At 61.4% G+C, this 13,625-nt stretch carries 13 protein-coding genes and 2 pseudogenes; 6 read left to right on the forward strand and 9 right to left on the reverse strand.

Features of this window, described 5'->3' with window-relative positions:
* Window positions 1–5 precede the first annotated feature (5 nt).
* The gene (gene ppnP / locus ABQJ48_RS10330; protein WP_367837799.1) at window positions 6–326 is read right to left on the reverse strand and encodes a pyrimidine/purine nucleoside phosphorylase; all 321 of its coding nucleotides are present in this window, start codon (window positions 324–326) and stop codon (window positions 6–8) included.
* Window positions 327–479: 153 nt separating this feature from the next.
* Complete coding sequence (locus ABQJ48_RS10335; protein ID WP_367837801.1) at window positions 480–1,193, reverse strand: hypothetical protein; 714 nt, start codon at window positions 1,191–1,193, stop codon at window positions 480–482.
* 345 nt (window positions 1,194–1,538) lie between these two features.
* Between ABQJ48_RS10335 and ABQJ48_RS10340 the strand changes: the two genes are divergently transcribed.
* Entirely contained in the window at window positions 1,539–2,057 is a 519-nt protein-coding gene (locus ABQJ48_RS10340) for a hypothetical protein (RefSeq protein ID WP_367837803.1), read from the forward strand.
* Window positions 2,058–2,159: 102 nt separating this feature from the next.
* On the opposite strand, the gene treA is transcribed toward ABQJ48_RS10340, so the two are convergent.
* Window positions 2,160–3,887 carry an alpha,alpha-trehalase TreA gene (gene treA / locus ABQJ48_RS10345; RefSeq protein WP_367837804.1) on the reverse strand — a complete coding sequence of 576 codons (1,728 nt, stop codon included), beginning with the start codon at window positions 3,885–3,887 and terminating at the stop codon, window positions 2,160–2,162.
* Between the two features lie 48 nt (window positions 3,888–3,935).
* Window positions 3,936–4,370 carry a hypothetical protein gene (locus ABQJ48_RS37815; RefSeq protein ID WP_473094123.1) on the reverse strand — a complete coding sequence of 145 codons (435 nt, stop codon included), beginning with the start codon at window positions 4,368–4,370 and terminating at the stop codon, window positions 3,936–3,938.
* Window positions 4,371–4,465: 95 nt separating this feature from the next.
* Between ABQJ48_RS37815 and ABQJ48_RS10350 the strand changes: the two are divergent.
* Window positions 4,466–5,349, forward strand: a pseudogene (locus ABQJ48_RS10350) (alkaline phosphatase family protein); the annotation flags it as partial.
* A gap of 259 nt (window positions 5,350–5,608) precedes the next feature.
* Here the strand turns inward: ABQJ48_RS10350 and ABQJ48_RS37820 are convergent.
* The 3 genes and pseudogenes from ABQJ48_RS37820 to ABQJ48_RS10365 form a co-directional block, all read right to left on the reverse strand.
* Window positions 5,609–5,740 (reverse strand): annotated as a pseudogene (locus ABQJ48_RS37820) (acetate/propionate family kinase); the annotation flags it as partial.
* On the reverse strand, window positions 5,677–5,847 hold the full coding sequence (locus ABQJ48_RS10360) for a hypothetical protein (protein ID WP_367837889.1): 171 nt from the start codon (window positions 5,845–5,847) through the stop codon (window positions 5,677–5,679). The pseudogene ABQJ48_RS37820 and the gene ABQJ48_RS10360, both read right to left, overlap by 64 nt.
* Before the next feature lie 224 nt (window positions 5,848–6,071).
* On the reverse strand, window positions 6,072–6,995 hold the full coding sequence (locus ABQJ48_RS10365; protein ID WP_367837805.1) for a LysR substrate-binding domain-containing protein: 924 nt from the start codon (window positions 6,993–6,995) through the stop codon (window positions 6,072–6,074).
* A 116-nt stretch (window positions 6,996–7,111) separates the two neighbouring features.
* Between ABQJ48_RS10365 and ABQJ48_RS10370 the strand changes: the two genes are divergently transcribed.
* Complete coding sequence (locus ABQJ48_RS10370; protein WP_367837806.1) at window positions 7,112–8,278, forward strand: mandelate racemase/muconate lactonizing enzyme family protein; 1,167 nt, start codon at window positions 7,112–7,114, stop codon at window positions 8,276–8,278.
* A 369-nt stretch (window positions 8,279–8,647) separates the two neighbouring features.
* On the opposite strand, the gene ABQJ48_RS10375 is transcribed toward ABQJ48_RS10370, so the two are convergent.
* The gene (locus ABQJ48_RS10375) at window positions 8,648–9,553 is read right to left on the reverse strand and encodes a LysR family transcriptional regulator (RefSeq protein WP_367837807.1); all 906 of its coding nucleotides are present in this window, start codon (window positions 9,551–9,553) and stop codon (window positions 8,648–8,650) included.
* Between the two features lie 98 nt (window positions 9,554–9,651).
* On the opposite strand from ABQJ48_RS10375, the gene ABQJ48_RS10380 reads away from it, so the two are divergent.
* Genes ABQJ48_RS10380 through ABQJ48_RS10390 form a run of 3 tightly spaced genes read left to right on the forward strand, consistent with a single transcriptional unit; the run spans window position 9,652 to window position 12,653 of the window.
* Entirely contained in the window at window positions 9,652–10,956 is a 1,305-nt protein-coding gene (locus ABQJ48_RS10380) for a CitMHS family transporter (RefSeq protein WP_367837808.1), read from the forward strand.
* A gap of 25 nt (window positions 10,957–10,981) precedes the next feature.
* Window positions 10,982–12,340: an acyclic terpene utilization AtuA family protein gene (locus tag ABQJ48_RS10385; RefSeq protein WP_367837809.1), complete on the forward strand. Its 1,359-nt coding sequence runs from the start codon at window positions 10,982–10,984 to the stop codon at window positions 12,338–12,340.
* Window position 12,341: 1 nt separating this feature from the next.
* Window positions 12,342–12,653 (forward strand): AtuA-related protein, encoded by a 312-nt coding sequence (locus tag ABQJ48_RS10390; RefSeq protein WP_367837811.1) that lies wholly within the window; start codon window positions 12,342–12,344, stop codon window positions 12,651–12,653.
* A gap of 103 nt (window positions 12,654–12,756) precedes the next feature.
* On the opposite strand, the gene ABQJ48_RS10395 is transcribed toward ABQJ48_RS10390, so the two are convergent.
* On the reverse strand, window positions 12,757–13,524 hold the full coding sequence (locus ABQJ48_RS10395; protein ID WP_367837813.1) for a DUF4410 domain-containing protein: 768 nt from the start codon (window positions 13,522–13,524) through the stop codon (window positions 12,757–12,759).
* Between the last annotated feature and the right edge of the window lie 101 nt (window positions 13,525–13,625).

Genomic DNA, 13,625 nt, shown 5'->3' on the forward strand with positions numbered 1-13,625 from the left:
GCGTCTTACAGGTAGCTGCAGACGTAGTCGAGCGTTTCGATCACGTCGATATCGAAGCGGCTCTTTCCCGGCACGTGGAAAGACTCGCCCGCGCCGTAGCTTGTCCACGCATCGCTGCCTTCGAGGCGGATGCGGCATCGGCCTGCCTGCACTTCCATCAGTTCCGGCGCGTCGGTGCCGAAGTTCAGCGAGCCGGGCAAGATCACGCCGAGCGTCTTGCGGGTGCCGTCGGCGAAGAGAACCGTGTGTGAGACACACTTGCCTTCGAAGTAAACGTTGGCGCGTTTGATAACGGAAACCTGATCGAATTGCGTTGCGGCCGTCATGACGGTTTTTCTCCGGACAATCGTGAATGGATGAGTTGCCGCCTTCGTCTTTTGCGGGAGGCGCGAGGCCGCCATCATACAGGCGCTCGACGGCTGTCGTTAAGCATGAGGCAGCGCATGCCGCTCAGCGCAGCATCGCGGCCTGAGTGTCGATTACCGACCGCCGCGCCAACGACCCGACTCCGGACACACGGTGGCCGGTTCGTGATTCATCAGCAATTGCTCCGCATCGGGTTGCGGGGAGGTCGAAGGGCAGACGTCGAATGCAATCCCGAGCGCTTGGGCAACGTCGGTATTTTCGATAGGAAGCTCCCACGTGAGGAAAATCTGGAGGCAATCCTGATCCGGCGCGAAGTCGGCGGCATTGAAAGCACTGCTGCCGCGCCGAACGACGGCATGGGGCTGGCAAGTGTCGAAGATCACAACCGTGCCGCGGCGCAGAGGAATGCGATGGCCGGTCGCGGCAAAATGCAGGTCGAGTTCCTTGTCGTCGCTCAGGAAGAGATTGCAAAAGGCCGCGCTGCCATATTGATCGCCGTCATGGTGATACCTCGCGCCACGGCAGGCCATGAGGGCGACGTCACTGGCGGCGAGCGCAGCAGGCATTCCGAGTGCGCGCGTCCAGTCGGACACTGCCTGCACGCAGCGCGCGTAGTCCGGCCAACGCGCGCGCGCCCTGGCGAATGGCAATGCTTCGACGTCTCCGGGTTCGAGTATCACGTTCGACGATATCTCCCTGTCCCAATCCGCCAGCAGGCGACGAGGGGGCTCGCGCACGTCGACCATGCCCGATAGCACGAGGTCGCTCACGCGTCGACTGCGGATCGCGTCGCCGCTCCAGAAAAACGAAGTCAGCATGTCCGTCATCGGGCGCAGTTGTCCAAGGATTCATTCGCGCCATTGTAAAGCCTGCAATGGATCGCCTCGCCGCGCACTGCCGCACAACAGCCACTTGCTCAACGTATAGAACCAGATGCCCCGGGTCGCTTCGGCGCGGCACGCGGAGTGCTACTTCGAGACCATCATCCTGATGTCTCGCGCGATGCCGCTCGTCGCCATTACCGCTTTGCACATTGTGTAGTAGCCAAGCGCGGATGACTGACTACACTGTGTAAATGCAAGCGGGCGGGAAGGCTCCCGGTTCAGATCCGGTCGGCCTGGACGCGGCGTTCAGTAGTGTGACGTTTCAATTCCTTCATTGGAGGCATGCTCATGACGTGCCTGAACGAAAGGGTTGTTTGCGTTATCTTTGTTCTGCACAGTGGCTTCGCGTTTGCGGGCGACTTTGCATTCGACTCGCCCGCACCCATGACGGTTGCGAACATCCCAACGCTGCCCGTGGAGGTCATTGCGCCTGTTCCGCAGCCGGGAACCTATTTGCAGCACTATGAAATGGAACACGCGTCGAATCAGGATTCGCCGTTTCATACGCAAATCGAGAATTTCTATAGCGCACCATTGACGCATCAGTTTCAGTTCGGCGCCGCGAATACCTCGCCAACGCGCGACCCGGCATTGCAACCGGCGTCGAATGTTCTCCATCTCACTGCGTCCACGGCGCCACAGCTTTCGATTGTCGAATCAGCAAACGCGACGTTGACGATCGGTTCGGGGCCGCAGCGAAGGCTCACGTTAAAGGTCGACGACTGGGTCTTTTCCGCCACTGCGCGTATCGCTATCCTGCATTCGCACAGTACAGGCGCAACGCTTTTTGTACGGCGCGGCTTTTGATTCGAAGTACGACGGCCGAAGCGATGACGCTCGGTCCAACGACAACTTGCGCTCACCGCGTGCGGTGAGCGCAAGTTGCAGGCATCGTCTGCGGCGCCGACATTACTGGCCGTTGCCGTACAGGTCGAGCAGCATCAAGGTCACGCCATTGGTCCAGCCGAAGCCGTCCTGCAACGGATATTCGCCGCCACCGCCACCCCCTTCTCCGGCCCCTTCGACGACATACTTCTCGACGAGTTTCTGCTGCGTCTTATAGACGTTTTCGACATCCGCCAGAAAGCGCGTGCCGATCGGCCTGGCAATATCGGCGCGTCCATAGCGCTTGAGTCCCTGGATCGCGATCCAGTGCAGCGGCGCCCAGCCGTTCGGCGCGTCCCATTGCTGCGTCGTGTTGTAGGTCGAGGTTGCGAGACCGCCTTCCTTCAGCAGTACGCTCTGCACGGTCTGCGCGGTTTTGAATGCGCGCTCGGGCCATGCGACGCCCGCCATCAACGGATACAGCATTGCGGGCGTCTGATTGTCGCGAGCCTTGCCGAGCTGCCAGTCATAGTCGCCGTAGTAGCCCTTGCTGTTCCACAGGTAGTGGTTGATTCCCTCCGCGCGGCGCGCCGCGTAGCCGATGAATTGCGCGACGCAGCGGAAATCGCGGCTGATGGTGCAGCCACGCGCGATCGTCGTCTCGAGGTGGAACAGCAGACTGTTCAGATCGACTGGAATGATCGACGTGGTGCGCACGGTCGACAGGTTCTGGCTGTCGCCAAACCAGCGCGAACTGAAATCCCAGCCGCTTTCGGCGGTGGCGCGCAGATCGCGGTAGACCTCGTTCGCCGGCCGCCCGCTCGCCTGCGCCGCGGTCTGCACGTCTTCGATGTATGACTCGTCGCGCGGCGTATCCAGCTCGTCCCAGTAGCGGTTCAACAGGGTGCCGTCACGCAGCATGACGACATTGCGCGTCGCGCTACCGCGCGCGGTGCTGGTTGCACCTTGCATCCAGTACGCGTACTCCTTGCGCAATTGAGGCAAGTACTTCTGATAGACCTTATTGCCTTCCTTCTGCGCGGCGAGTTCCACCATATAGGAATAGAAGGGCGGTTGCGACCGGCTGAGGTAGTACGTGCGATTGCCGTTCGGGATATGGCCGAACGTGTCGATCATGTACGCGAAGTTGTCGAGCATGTTGTCGACGAGATCTTCGCGTCCCGACTCCTGCAGGCCAAGCATCGTGAAATAGGTATCCCAGTAGTAGCCTTCGCGAAAACGGCCCCCCGGCACGACATACGGTTGGGGCATCGGGATCAGCGAGCTGTAGTCGGGCGCGCTCGTTGTCGTGCGCGTGAGACCCGACCATAGCCAGTCGATGTGCTCGCGCAGGCTCTGGTTGGGCGGCGGCGTGATGCTCTGGTCGGCTGGCGGCGTGAAGTACTGGTTCACGAATGCCAGCAGTGAAAAGCCCGGCTGGTTCTTCTGTGCTTCGTAAAGCTGCACGATTGTCGCGGGGTTGATCTTCGGCGTCGAGTCCACGAAAGTTTTCTGATCGCTGTAAATCTGCGCGGTCTGCACGGCCACGAACAAATCGCCATACAGAATATCCGGTGCGGGCGGCAACGCCGAGCCGACCTGAGTATCGGCAAGGCCACTCGCCGACGCGAACACGACCGTTGCAATGCACGCGGCGCGAATCGCAGTGAGCGAACGCTGTCGCGTGGTGCGCTTTCGACTGCTAGAAAGATTTAAAGCGAGCCGCGATGCGGATGCGTGAAACGGCGGTTCGACGGATTGCGCGTCGCTGGCTGCCGCTGCGCTGATACGAGACTGTGACTGGATGCTCATTTCGCCTCCTGGGGAGTATGGGCGCTTCACTGGTCTCGTCGCGCTACGTCATGCGATGCCGTCTGTTTGCGGCATGCGGGTCCGATACGGCACTGCCGGAATACAAGAATGGACAGCATCGCATGCGTTGGACGATGAAATCAACTGCGGTGCACCAAATGCAATAAGCATGATGATGTTGCACAGCGGCCTTTTGAGGCACGGGAAAAGTCCCTCGTGTCGGCGAAACGAAAGTTTCGATACATAGGCATGACTAAATTTCATTGCACGTTCAGCTTTGGTGGCGAGGGCTTTCGAAAATGACTTGAAAAAGGATCGGATATGGAGACAAGCAGGAGATGGATGTGCGTACGACGAACCGCTGCGGCTGGCGTTGCGTTTCTCGCCGCCCTCCACGCCGCAGGCGCGGTTGCGGGTGCTTTCGGCGATCATGACCGCGAGCTGGTGAAGCATGTGCTGTTGATCAGCTTTGACGGCTTGCATGAACAGGACGTCGCCCGCTGTATCGGTTCCAACTCCTGTCCCAATCTCGCGTTGCTCGCGAAGTCGGGTATGAACTACAGCAACGCCCATACGCCGAGATCGATAGTAAGGACTCGACGGGCAAGTCGCAGGCCGATGTACCCACGCTATTCGGCACCAACTTTCAGACGCTCAGCGTAGCCCAGAAGGCCACCGTCGCGGCAGGCGGCGGCTATCTGGATGCGAGCTTTACGCCGGGCCCGCAGGTTGCCGGTGCGATGGCCTATCTGGACGATGCTTTGGGCCGTGTCGTGTCCGAACTCAAGCAGCGCGGGCTCGATTCGTCCACGGCAATCATCGTCACGGCCAAACATGGTCAGTCGCCGACCGATCACTCGAAGCTGGTGAAGAACGGTGACACGCTCTCGAGATTGCTGGAAGCAAACAATTTTCTGGACCTCGATGGCAACTTCGGGCAAAACGCGACGAAGAGCGGCAGTCTGAACGACGGCACGGGGCTGGTCGGTACTGGCATGGTCCAGTCGGATGACGTCGGGCTCATCTGGTTGCGTGACCAAGGTCAATTGCCGGCAGTCGTGAAGACGCTCAACGTCAACCTTGGTGCAATGCGCCGGGCATTCGCGCGGATGGTCCGCAGGCGTACATCCTGTACGGCTCGCAAATTGCCGAGCCCTTCGGCGATCCGGCGCGCGGCCGTACGCCCGATATCATCGTGCAGCCGAATCCGGGTGTGATCTATATGTCGAGCCAATCCAAAGACGAAGAGCACGGCGGTAACGCGGCAGACGACAACCATCTCGGTCTGGTTGTGTCCGTTCCGGGCACTCGCCGAGCGGGACAAACTATCGACGAACCGGTACTGACCACACAGGTCGCACCGACTATCCTGCGCATGCTTGGGCTCAACCCTGAACTGCTGCATTCGGTCGCCGTGGAGGGAACGCGGGCACTGCCGGGGTTCGAGCGGCAACGCTTTTAGAGCCGGAAAGCTTCGTCGCAGAGATAGGCAATCGCGAGGTCCGCGCGCAACTCGCGAAAGCCGCGTGTGCATGCGTAGGCGGTCGAGCGCCCAGTGGCAATGCCGGCTATCAGAAGCTTGCGTTGCGCGATTGGCTGGGCGCAAACCGCCTCCATGCTCAGCCGTCTAGACGACTCAACGTATGCCGGGCAATCATCAATTCTTTGTTCGTCGGGTGTGACCCATAGTTCGATCGCAGTTTGCGTATCGTCGATGCGCGGTCCATGTCGCGCGTTCGCGCTCGCCACAGCAGCACACCCGGATCGAGACTGCCGGAGCGGGTGCCCATCACCAGCCCTTCCACTGCAGTAAATCCCATCGTGTTGGCGATGCTCCGGCTGCAATCCATTGCTCTTCGAGCTTGCCGCCCGCGATCGGTTCGCGTGTGCCGCCGCTTACCGAAAACGCCTCGAACTTGATACTCGACGAGCCGGAATTCATGACGAGAATGACGTCCATGTCGGGACCTCACGCGATGATCGCGGCTAGCTTCTCGCGCCGCGCAAGCGCGACCCGAGAAGCACCGCACAGGACGCGAGCCGCGAGACATCGCTTCGCAACCGCATGTGCTGCAGCGCATGAACCAACGGAGTTTAGCCCCGAAGTTTCCACTGCCAAACCGAATTGATTTTCGAGTGCACGGCACCGGTCGCTTTGCCGCGCCGAACAGAACGGCCACCCCGTCACGCGGATATCGGCGGTAGCGTATTGGTGTTGCGCTTGAAGCGGTCCACGAGAAAGTCGATGAATGCTCTGGCGCGTGCCGATTGATTGCGTTTATTCGGGTAATAGACGAACAGGTCGGCCGAAGGCTGCGTGAACTCGGGCAACACGATCGTCAAGCGGCCGCTCTCCAGATACTTCGCAAGATCCCATTCCGATCGCACGAGAATGCCGTGACCGTCGAGCGCCCATCCGAGCACGATATCGCCGTCGTTGCTCGACAGCATGCCGTGCACCTTCACCGCATGCGCATCGCCGTTCTGGACCAGTCGCCAGATGCCGTACGCGTCGTCGTTCTGCCGATGAACGATGCACTGATGATCCGCCAGATCGGCAAGCGTGCGAGGCGTGCCGTGCAGTTCGAGATAGCGCGGCGATGCGCACAGAAACCGGCGGTTCGACATGACTCGGCGAGCGTTGAGCCGCTTGTCCGGCAACTCGCCGAAACGGATCGCGAGGTCTACGCCGCTCTCCACCAGATCGATGGGCCTGTCCGTGACGTCCAGTTGCACTTCGACGTGCGGGTAGCGCTTCGCGAACACGGAGACGAGCGGCGCGATCGTAGTGCGCCCGAAACCAAGCGTCGTATTGATCCGGAGCAAGCCTCTCGGCACCGACCGGCTGGATGAAACGACTTCCTCCATCTCCCGCACGTCGCTCAGGATGCGCGTCGCGTACTCCAGATACGTCTCGCCTTCGGCCGTCAGACTGATGCTGCGCGTCGTGCGGTTGACGAGCCGCACCCCCAGGCGCGCTTCCAGTTGCGCGAGCCGTTTGGTCGCGGCCGGCGGCGTGATGTCCATGTCGCGCGCGACGGCGGACAGGTTGCCGTTGCGCGCCAGCAGGACAAAGAACTCCAGTTGGGACGAAAGATCGCTTTTCACCGTGAGTTAATAAAGAAGTGACTTCAGGTGAATCATAACGCCGGTCGGCGCGCATAACCTACGCACTCCCATCGCCCGTTGCTTCGACAACCGGCCGTGCCTTACGGAGACATTCCATGAAAATCGTTGAAATCCGCGAACAGACCGTTGCGATCAGTTCCCCCATCCGCAATGCCTACATCGACTTCAGCAAGATGACGCTGAGTCTCGTCGCCGTGGTGACGGACGTAATACGCGATGGGCAGCCCGTCGTCGGTTACGGCTTCAACTCCAACGGCCGCTACGGCCAGGGCAAGCTGATGCGCGAGCGCTTCATTCCGCGCATTCTCGAAGCCGAGCCCTCGACGCTCGTCGACTCGACCGGCGACAACCTCGACCCGCACAAGATCTGGGCCGCCATGTTCACGAACGAAAAGCCGGGCGGTCACGGCGAGCGCTCGGTAGCGATCGGCACGATCGACATGGCGATCTGGGATGCGGTCGCGAAGATCGAACGCAAGCCGTTGTTCCAGTTGCTCGCCGATCGCTATGGCAACGGCCAGCCCGAGCGCAAGATTTTCGTCTATGCGGCGGGCGGCTATTACTACCCCGGCCAGGATCACGGCAAGCTGAAAGACGAAATGCGCAGCTACATCGATCGCGGTTATACGGTCGTCAAGAAGAAGATCGGCGGCGCGTCGCTCGACGAAGATCTGCGCCGCATCGACTCGATACTGAGCGTGCTCGGCGACGGACAGAAACTTGCGGTCGATGCGAACGGCCGCTTCGATCTCGACACGGCCATTCAGTACGCAAAGGCGCTGTCGCAATACGACCTGTTCTGGTACGAGGAGCCGGGCGACCCGCTCGACTTCGAACTGCAGGCGACGCTGCGCAATTACTACGACAAGCCGATGGCCACCGGCGAAAATCTGTTCTCGATGCAGGACGCCCGCAACCTGATCCGCTACGGCGGCATGCGCCCCGATCGCGACTGGCTGCAATTCGACTGCGCATTGAGCTATGGCCTCGTCGAGTATCTGCGCACGCTCGACATGCTCCGTCAGCATGGCTGGTCGCCAAGCCGCTGCATTCCTCACGGCGGGCATCAGATGTCGCTGAACATCGCAGCCGGCCTCGGTCTCGGCGGCAACGAGTCGTATCCGGATCTGTTCCAGCCGTATGGCGGCTTTCCGGATGGCGTGAAAGTGGAGAACGGGTACATCACCATGCCCGATTTGCCGGGCATCGGCTTCGAAGGCAAAGCCGATCTGATTGCCGAGATGCGCAAGTTGTCCGCTTGAGCGGCCATCGTGGTCGCGCGTTGGGAGGGTGCGCTCGATATGAACAGGGCGCGCGCCGTGCTTGACCGGGAATCGGCGGGACAGATCGCGTCCAACGCTGCGGGGAGCCAGCGCAGGAGCAGCCCGTCGCCGCGAAGGAGCCGCTGATCCGCTCGGTTATGCACTGACTCGTGAAGATGCGGCCGCTGTGTGCATCGCAAGCAGGACGATGACCGGTACGCGTAGATCATTCGGAATGCCAAACGATGCCCACGCCACGCGAGGAACGACAACCGCGAGCGGCTGCGCTGCGAGCAAGCAACGCAGGCGAACTCGGCGCGCTGATGGCAGAACGCGATACCGGTTGAAGGCGTGTACGGCTCGATCTTGCTATGGAGTGCGCCGCGTCGCCCCGATCTTTTTCTTCATCGCCGCGACGAATTTCTCGGTTACTGCGGGCAAAGTAAGCCCGCGTTTTTTGATCAGCGTGATGGGACGCACGAACGCCCGACCTGCGATCGGGCGCGCCACCAGCCCTGGTTCCGCGCGGACTTCACGAGCCGAGCCAGGCAGAATCGTCACGCCCAGTCCGCCGCGAACCATCGCCACAGCGGTCATCATGTAGGTCGGTTCGCACGCGATGTCGGGCGTGTAGCCGCTGCTTGCAAACGCGGCGTCGACCACGGCCCTGACGCTCGTACCCTGCGCGGTGAGCACCAGCGGCACGCTCGCCAGACTTTCCAGCTTGACGTACCGCCCGCGCGCCAAACGATGATCGTCCGGGCATACGACAACCAACCGATCGACACCGGCGTGCAAAACTTCGAGATCCGTATCGGACCAATCGCCCCCCGTTAGCCCGATGTCGACTTCTTCAGTGCGCACTAACATGTTCACCATGTCCGCGACGACATCGCGAATGAAAAAGCGCGCGCCCGGCACCTGGCTCTTCAGATCCTGGATCAACTCGGGCAATACGCTCGCCGCGAATGTGGGCAGACACGCGAGTCTTACCGTACCGCTCGTGCCGTCGCCGAGCGAGCGTGCGTCGCTCAATACGTGCTCCATGTCTTGAAGCGACTTTTGCAACACGGGTAGCAGCTCACGGCCCGCGGGCGTCAATGCGACGTTCCTGCTGTTGCGGTCCAGCAGCCGCACCCCGACCGTCTGCTCCAGACGGCGGATCTGCACGGTCAACGCGGGCTGCGAGATGTTCAGGCGCGTCGCCGCGCGGGTGAAGCTGGCCGCCTGGGCCACGGCGATGAAAGCGCGAATATCGCGGAAGATCAGGTCCATTACGTTTTGTGATTGTTGCGATCAAATCATTTCAATTGCTTTATTGTAGGCGGGAAATTAGGCTGGACGGCATTAAAAAACAGATTGGAGACAAGCTGATGCTTCCATTGTTGGGGCTGGCCACCATCGTCGTCCTGCTCGGGGCGATCCTTTCGAAACGCATGTCACCGCTCGTCGCGCTCATCATCGTGCCCATCGCGGCTTCGCTGCTTGGCGGTTTCGGGTTTCAGACCAGCAAGTTCGTCATCGAGGGGCTGAAGAGCCTCGCGCCGGTCGTCGGCATGTTCGTATTTGCGATCCTTTACTTTGGAACCATCGCTGATGCAGGCACGCTCGACCCGATCATCGACCGGATATTGCGCGCAGTCGGCACCAAGCCGACCCGCATCGTGATGGGCACCACGCTGCTCGCGCTCCTGATTCATCTCGACGGCTCAGGCGCGGTCTGCTTCCTCGTGACGATTCCGGCGATGTTGCCCCTTTACGACCGCCTGAAAATGGATCGGCGCGTACTCGCCGCCGCGGTGTCGATGGCCGCGGGCATCAACTTCCTGCCATGGACCGGGCCGATGATCCGCGCGTCGGCGTCGCTGCATCTTCCCGTTTCGGCGCTGTTCAATCCGCTGATTCCGGTGCAGATCGTCGGGCTCGTGTTTGTGTTCGGCATGGCGTTCTGGCTCGGCCGGCGCGAGGAGAAGCGCCTTGGGTATGCGGGCGCGGACGGCTCGGTGCCCCTGCCCAGGCGTGAGCTCACTGCAGAGGAACAGGCGCTGCGTCGGCCGAAGAATTTCTGGTTCAACATCGTGCTCACTGTGGTGGTGCTCGGCACGATGGTCGTGTTGGGTGAGAAAGTGCCGCCGGCGATCATGTTCATGGTTGGCTTGTGTATCGCGCTGATGGTGAACTATCCGAACGTGGACATGCAGCGCAAACGAATCGATGCACACGCGCGCGCCGCACTGATGATGGCCGGCATTCTGCTCGCAGCGGGTGTTTTCACCGGCATCATGCAGGGCAGCGGCATGCTCAAGGCAATGGCGCAGGCCGCGGTCGGCTTTGTGCCGCAGCCCATGGCGAGTCACATTCCGATCGCGCTCGGGCTCGTTTCGATGCCCTTGAGCATGCTGTTCGACCCCGATTCGTTTTACTTCGGCGTGCTGCCCGTGGTGGCCGAAGTCGCGGGACAACTCGGTGTGCCCGCGGTGCATGTCGGCCAGGCGGCTTTGCTGGGTCAGATGACCACGGGCTTTCCGGTGAGCCCGCTGACGCCCGCTACGTTTCTGGTGGTCGGTCTGTGCGGCATCGATCTCGCGGACCACCAGAAGTTCACGTTCCCGCTGCTGTTCGGCGCGTCGATCGTCATGACGATCGCGTGCGTCGTGCTCGGCGTGTTTCCTTTGTGAAGCTTTTCCGATAGGCGCTATCCGTATGACCACAACTCAAGCTCAACGACGCGTGCGCATCGGCGCAGGAGCGGGTTATTCCGGCGACCGCATCGAACCCGCGGTGGAACTGGCCGAACACGGCGCGCTCGACTATCTCGTGTTCGAATGCCTTGCCGAGCGCACGATCGCACTCGCGCAACAAAGCCGGCGTAGAGATCCGGCGCTCGGCTACGATCCGCTGCTCGAGGCGCGCATGAATGCGGTGCTGCCGGTCGCAGCGCGCAACGGCGTGCGCATCATTTCCAACATGGGCGCGGCCAACCCCGTTGCGGCCGCGCGAAAGACTGCGGAGATCGCGCGCGAACTCGGACTCGACGGCCTTAAGATCGCCGCCGTTACGGGCGACGACGTGCTGGACATCGTGCAGCAAGGCCATTTTCATTTCGAGGAATCGGCAGAGAGCGTCGCTTCGTTCACTGACCGCATCGTGTCGGCCAACGCGTATCTCGGCGCAGCGCCCATTGTCGCCGCGCTCGCGGCCGGCGCGGATATCGTCTTGACGGGGCGCGTGGCGGACCCGTCGCTTTTCACGGCGCCATTGATTCATGAGTTCGGCTGGAAGATGGACGACTGGAACACATTAGGTCAAGCGACCGTAGTCGGGCACTTGCTCGAATGCGCGGGCCAGGTGACAGGCGGCTACTTCGCCGACCCCGGCTTCAAGGACGTGCAGAACCTCGCGCGCCTCGGGTTTCCTATTGGCGAAGTGGGCGAGGACGGTTCCGTGATCGTGACCAAAGTGGCGCATGCGGGCGGCCGCGTAACGCAGGCGACCTGCAAGGAGCAACTGCTCTATGAGATTCACGACCCGGCTCGTTATCTGCAACCCGATGTCGTCGCTGATTTCACCGGTGTTCGCGTGACCGAGGAAGCGCCAGATCGCGTCCGTGTGAGCGGCGGGCGCGGCACGCCGTGCACCGATACGCTCAAGGTGTCGGTGGCCTATGTCGACGGCTACATTGGGGAAGGGCAGATATCGTATGCCGGTCCAGGCGCGCTCGAAAGAGGCCGGCTCGCACTCGATATTGTCAGGGAGAGGTTGCAACTCACGGGCGTCGACACGCGCGAGCTGCGCTTCGATCTGATTGGCGTGAACGCTCTGCATGGCGACACGTTGGGCGCTTGCGGTGCGAAACCGTATGAGGTGCGCGCACGCGTGGCGGGACGTGCGACGTCGGCGGCGCAAGCCGTGCGGATCGGCAATGAAGTCGAAACGCTTTATACGAACGGTCCGGCAGGAGGCGGCGGCGTTACCAGGCTCACGCGAGAAGTGCTGGCGGTTCAATCCGTGCTGCTGCCGCGCGTCCATGTCGATCCGTCGTTCCAGTTTGTGGAGGCATGAGTTGAAACTGCGAGAGCTGGCCCATTCCAGAACCGGCGACAAGGGCAATACGCTGAACGTGTCGGTCATTTGCTATGACCCGAGTCACTATGAACATCTACGGCGGGAATTATCCGCGGAGCGCGTGAAGTTGCATCTGCATGAGATCGTGCGTGGGGATGTGGTTCGCTACGAACTTCCGAATCTGGCCGCATTCAACTTTGTACTGCGGGATGCGCTTGGCGGCGGCGTCACACGTTCGCTGGCATTAGACGCGCATGGCAAGTCGTTGAGTTCCGCGTTGATGAGTCTGGAGATCGCGGACTTGCCGTAGCGAAATGGGAATGCGGAACGTGCCGTCGGTGTGAAAGTGGGATGCTTCTCCGCACTGCGGCATCGCGCTTCTCAAGTGCCCGGCCTTGACCGGGCGCAGTCGATCAGCTCTTGGTATGCGCTGTCGACAACCATCCACTGTCGACGCCGATCTGTGCGATCTGTTTCACCACCGCGTCGGCAACGCGTTTTGCGTCCGACGACACGCTGGCCCGTTTGGTTTCGGATACGGCATGCAAGCCGCCGCCCACTGCCGCCGTCGTCGCAATGGCGCCTGTGGCCGCGCCCACGCCCGCAGTTTCGGCGATGCCCGGCGCCTTGCCGCTGTCCGCGCCGGCCGTGAAGCTTTGCACGAGGCGCGGTGCGCCGCCGGCGGGCTGATACAGAATCTGCACGGAACTGCTGACCTGGCTCTTGCCTGCGCCGAGGCCAATCACTATCCGTCGGCGGCGATTGCCGGAGTCGATGGTATCGAAACTGCCTTGTACGAGCAGCACGTTCTGGTTGGCCGGCGCGGGGCCATCGGCGCGAATCGCGTGCAGACCCAACGCCTGGAGTTGATGCACGATTTCGTCGGCGGCCTGCTCGCGCACCTGGTCCGCGTCGGCAATCTGCTTTTGCTCCGCCGACGCACCGCCCATGTGCGTCTTCAATTTCTGCAGCATGCCGCCGTCGAGTTTGACCTGATCGGGATCGGCGTCGAATGTGTAGACGTAGATGGTGTCCGGACGCAGTTGCGGCTGCACGCTCGCTGCGCTCGCGTTCCTGATGCTGCTGCCCGCACAACCGGTCAGCAACACGGTGCAGCAGACCATCGCCGCGCAGACCAGACGGGTAGCGTTCCTTTTGAAGAAATTCACTGAAGTCGACATGTTCATCCTGTGATCGGCACACGGTGCCGGAATGTTCGAACGTATCAGCCGATGATCGGGCAACCGTGGGATCGTTGATCATCGGCGAACGTATTCGCGCG

This window comes from Paraburkholderia suaedae, from assembly GCF_040812055.1.
GTDB lineage: Bacteria > Pseudomonadota > Gammaproteobacteria > Burkholderiales > Burkholderiaceae > Paraburkholderia.

Excerpts from the sequence above, each read along its gene's own strand:
- ppnP (WP_367837799.1), bottom strand. The coding sequence starts at position 326 with ATGACGGCCGCAACGCAATTCGATCAGGTTTCCGTTATCAAACGCGCC.
- ABQJ48_RS10335 (WP_367837801.1), bottom strand. The coding sequence starts at position 1,193 with ATGACGGACATGCTGACTTCGTTTTTCTGGAGCGGCGACGCGATCCGC.
- ABQJ48_RS10340 (WP_367837803.1), top strand. The coding sequence starts at position 1,539 with ATGACGTGCCTGAACGAAAGGGTTGTTTGCGTTATCTTTGTTCTGCAC.
- treA (WP_367837804.1), bottom strand. The coding sequence starts at position 3,887 with ATGAGCATCCAGTCACAGTCTCGTATCAGCGCAGCGGCAGCCAGCGAC.
- ABQJ48_RS37815 (WP_473094123.1), bottom strand. The coding sequence starts at position 4,370 with ATGCAAGCCGTCAAAGCTGATCAACAGCACATGCTTCACCAGCTCGCG.
- ABQJ48_RS10360 (WP_367837889.1), bottom strand. The coding sequence starts at position 5,847 with ATGGACGTCATTCTCGTCATGAATTCCGGCTCGTCGAGTATCAAGTTC.
- ABQJ48_RS10370 (WP_367837806.1), top strand. The coding sequence starts at position 7,112 with ATGAAAATCGTTGAAATCCGCGAACAGACCGTTGCGATCAGTTCCCCC.
- ABQJ48_RS10375 (WP_367837807.1), bottom strand. The coding sequence starts at position 9,553 with ATGGACCTGATCTTCCGCGATATTCGCGCTTTCATCGCCGTGGCCCAG.
- ABQJ48_RS10380 (WP_367837808.1), top strand. The coding sequence starts at position 9,652 with ATGCTTCCATTGTTGGGGCTGGCCACCATCGTCGTCCTGCTCGGGGCG.
- ABQJ48_RS10385 (WP_367837809.1), top strand. The coding sequence starts at position 10,982 with ATGACCACAACTCAAGCTCAACGACGCGTGCGCATCGGCGCAGGAGCG.
- ABQJ48_RS10395 (WP_367837813.1), bottom strand. The coding sequence starts at position 13,524 with ATGTCGACTTCAGTGAATTTCTTCAAAAGGAACGCTACCCGTCTGGTC.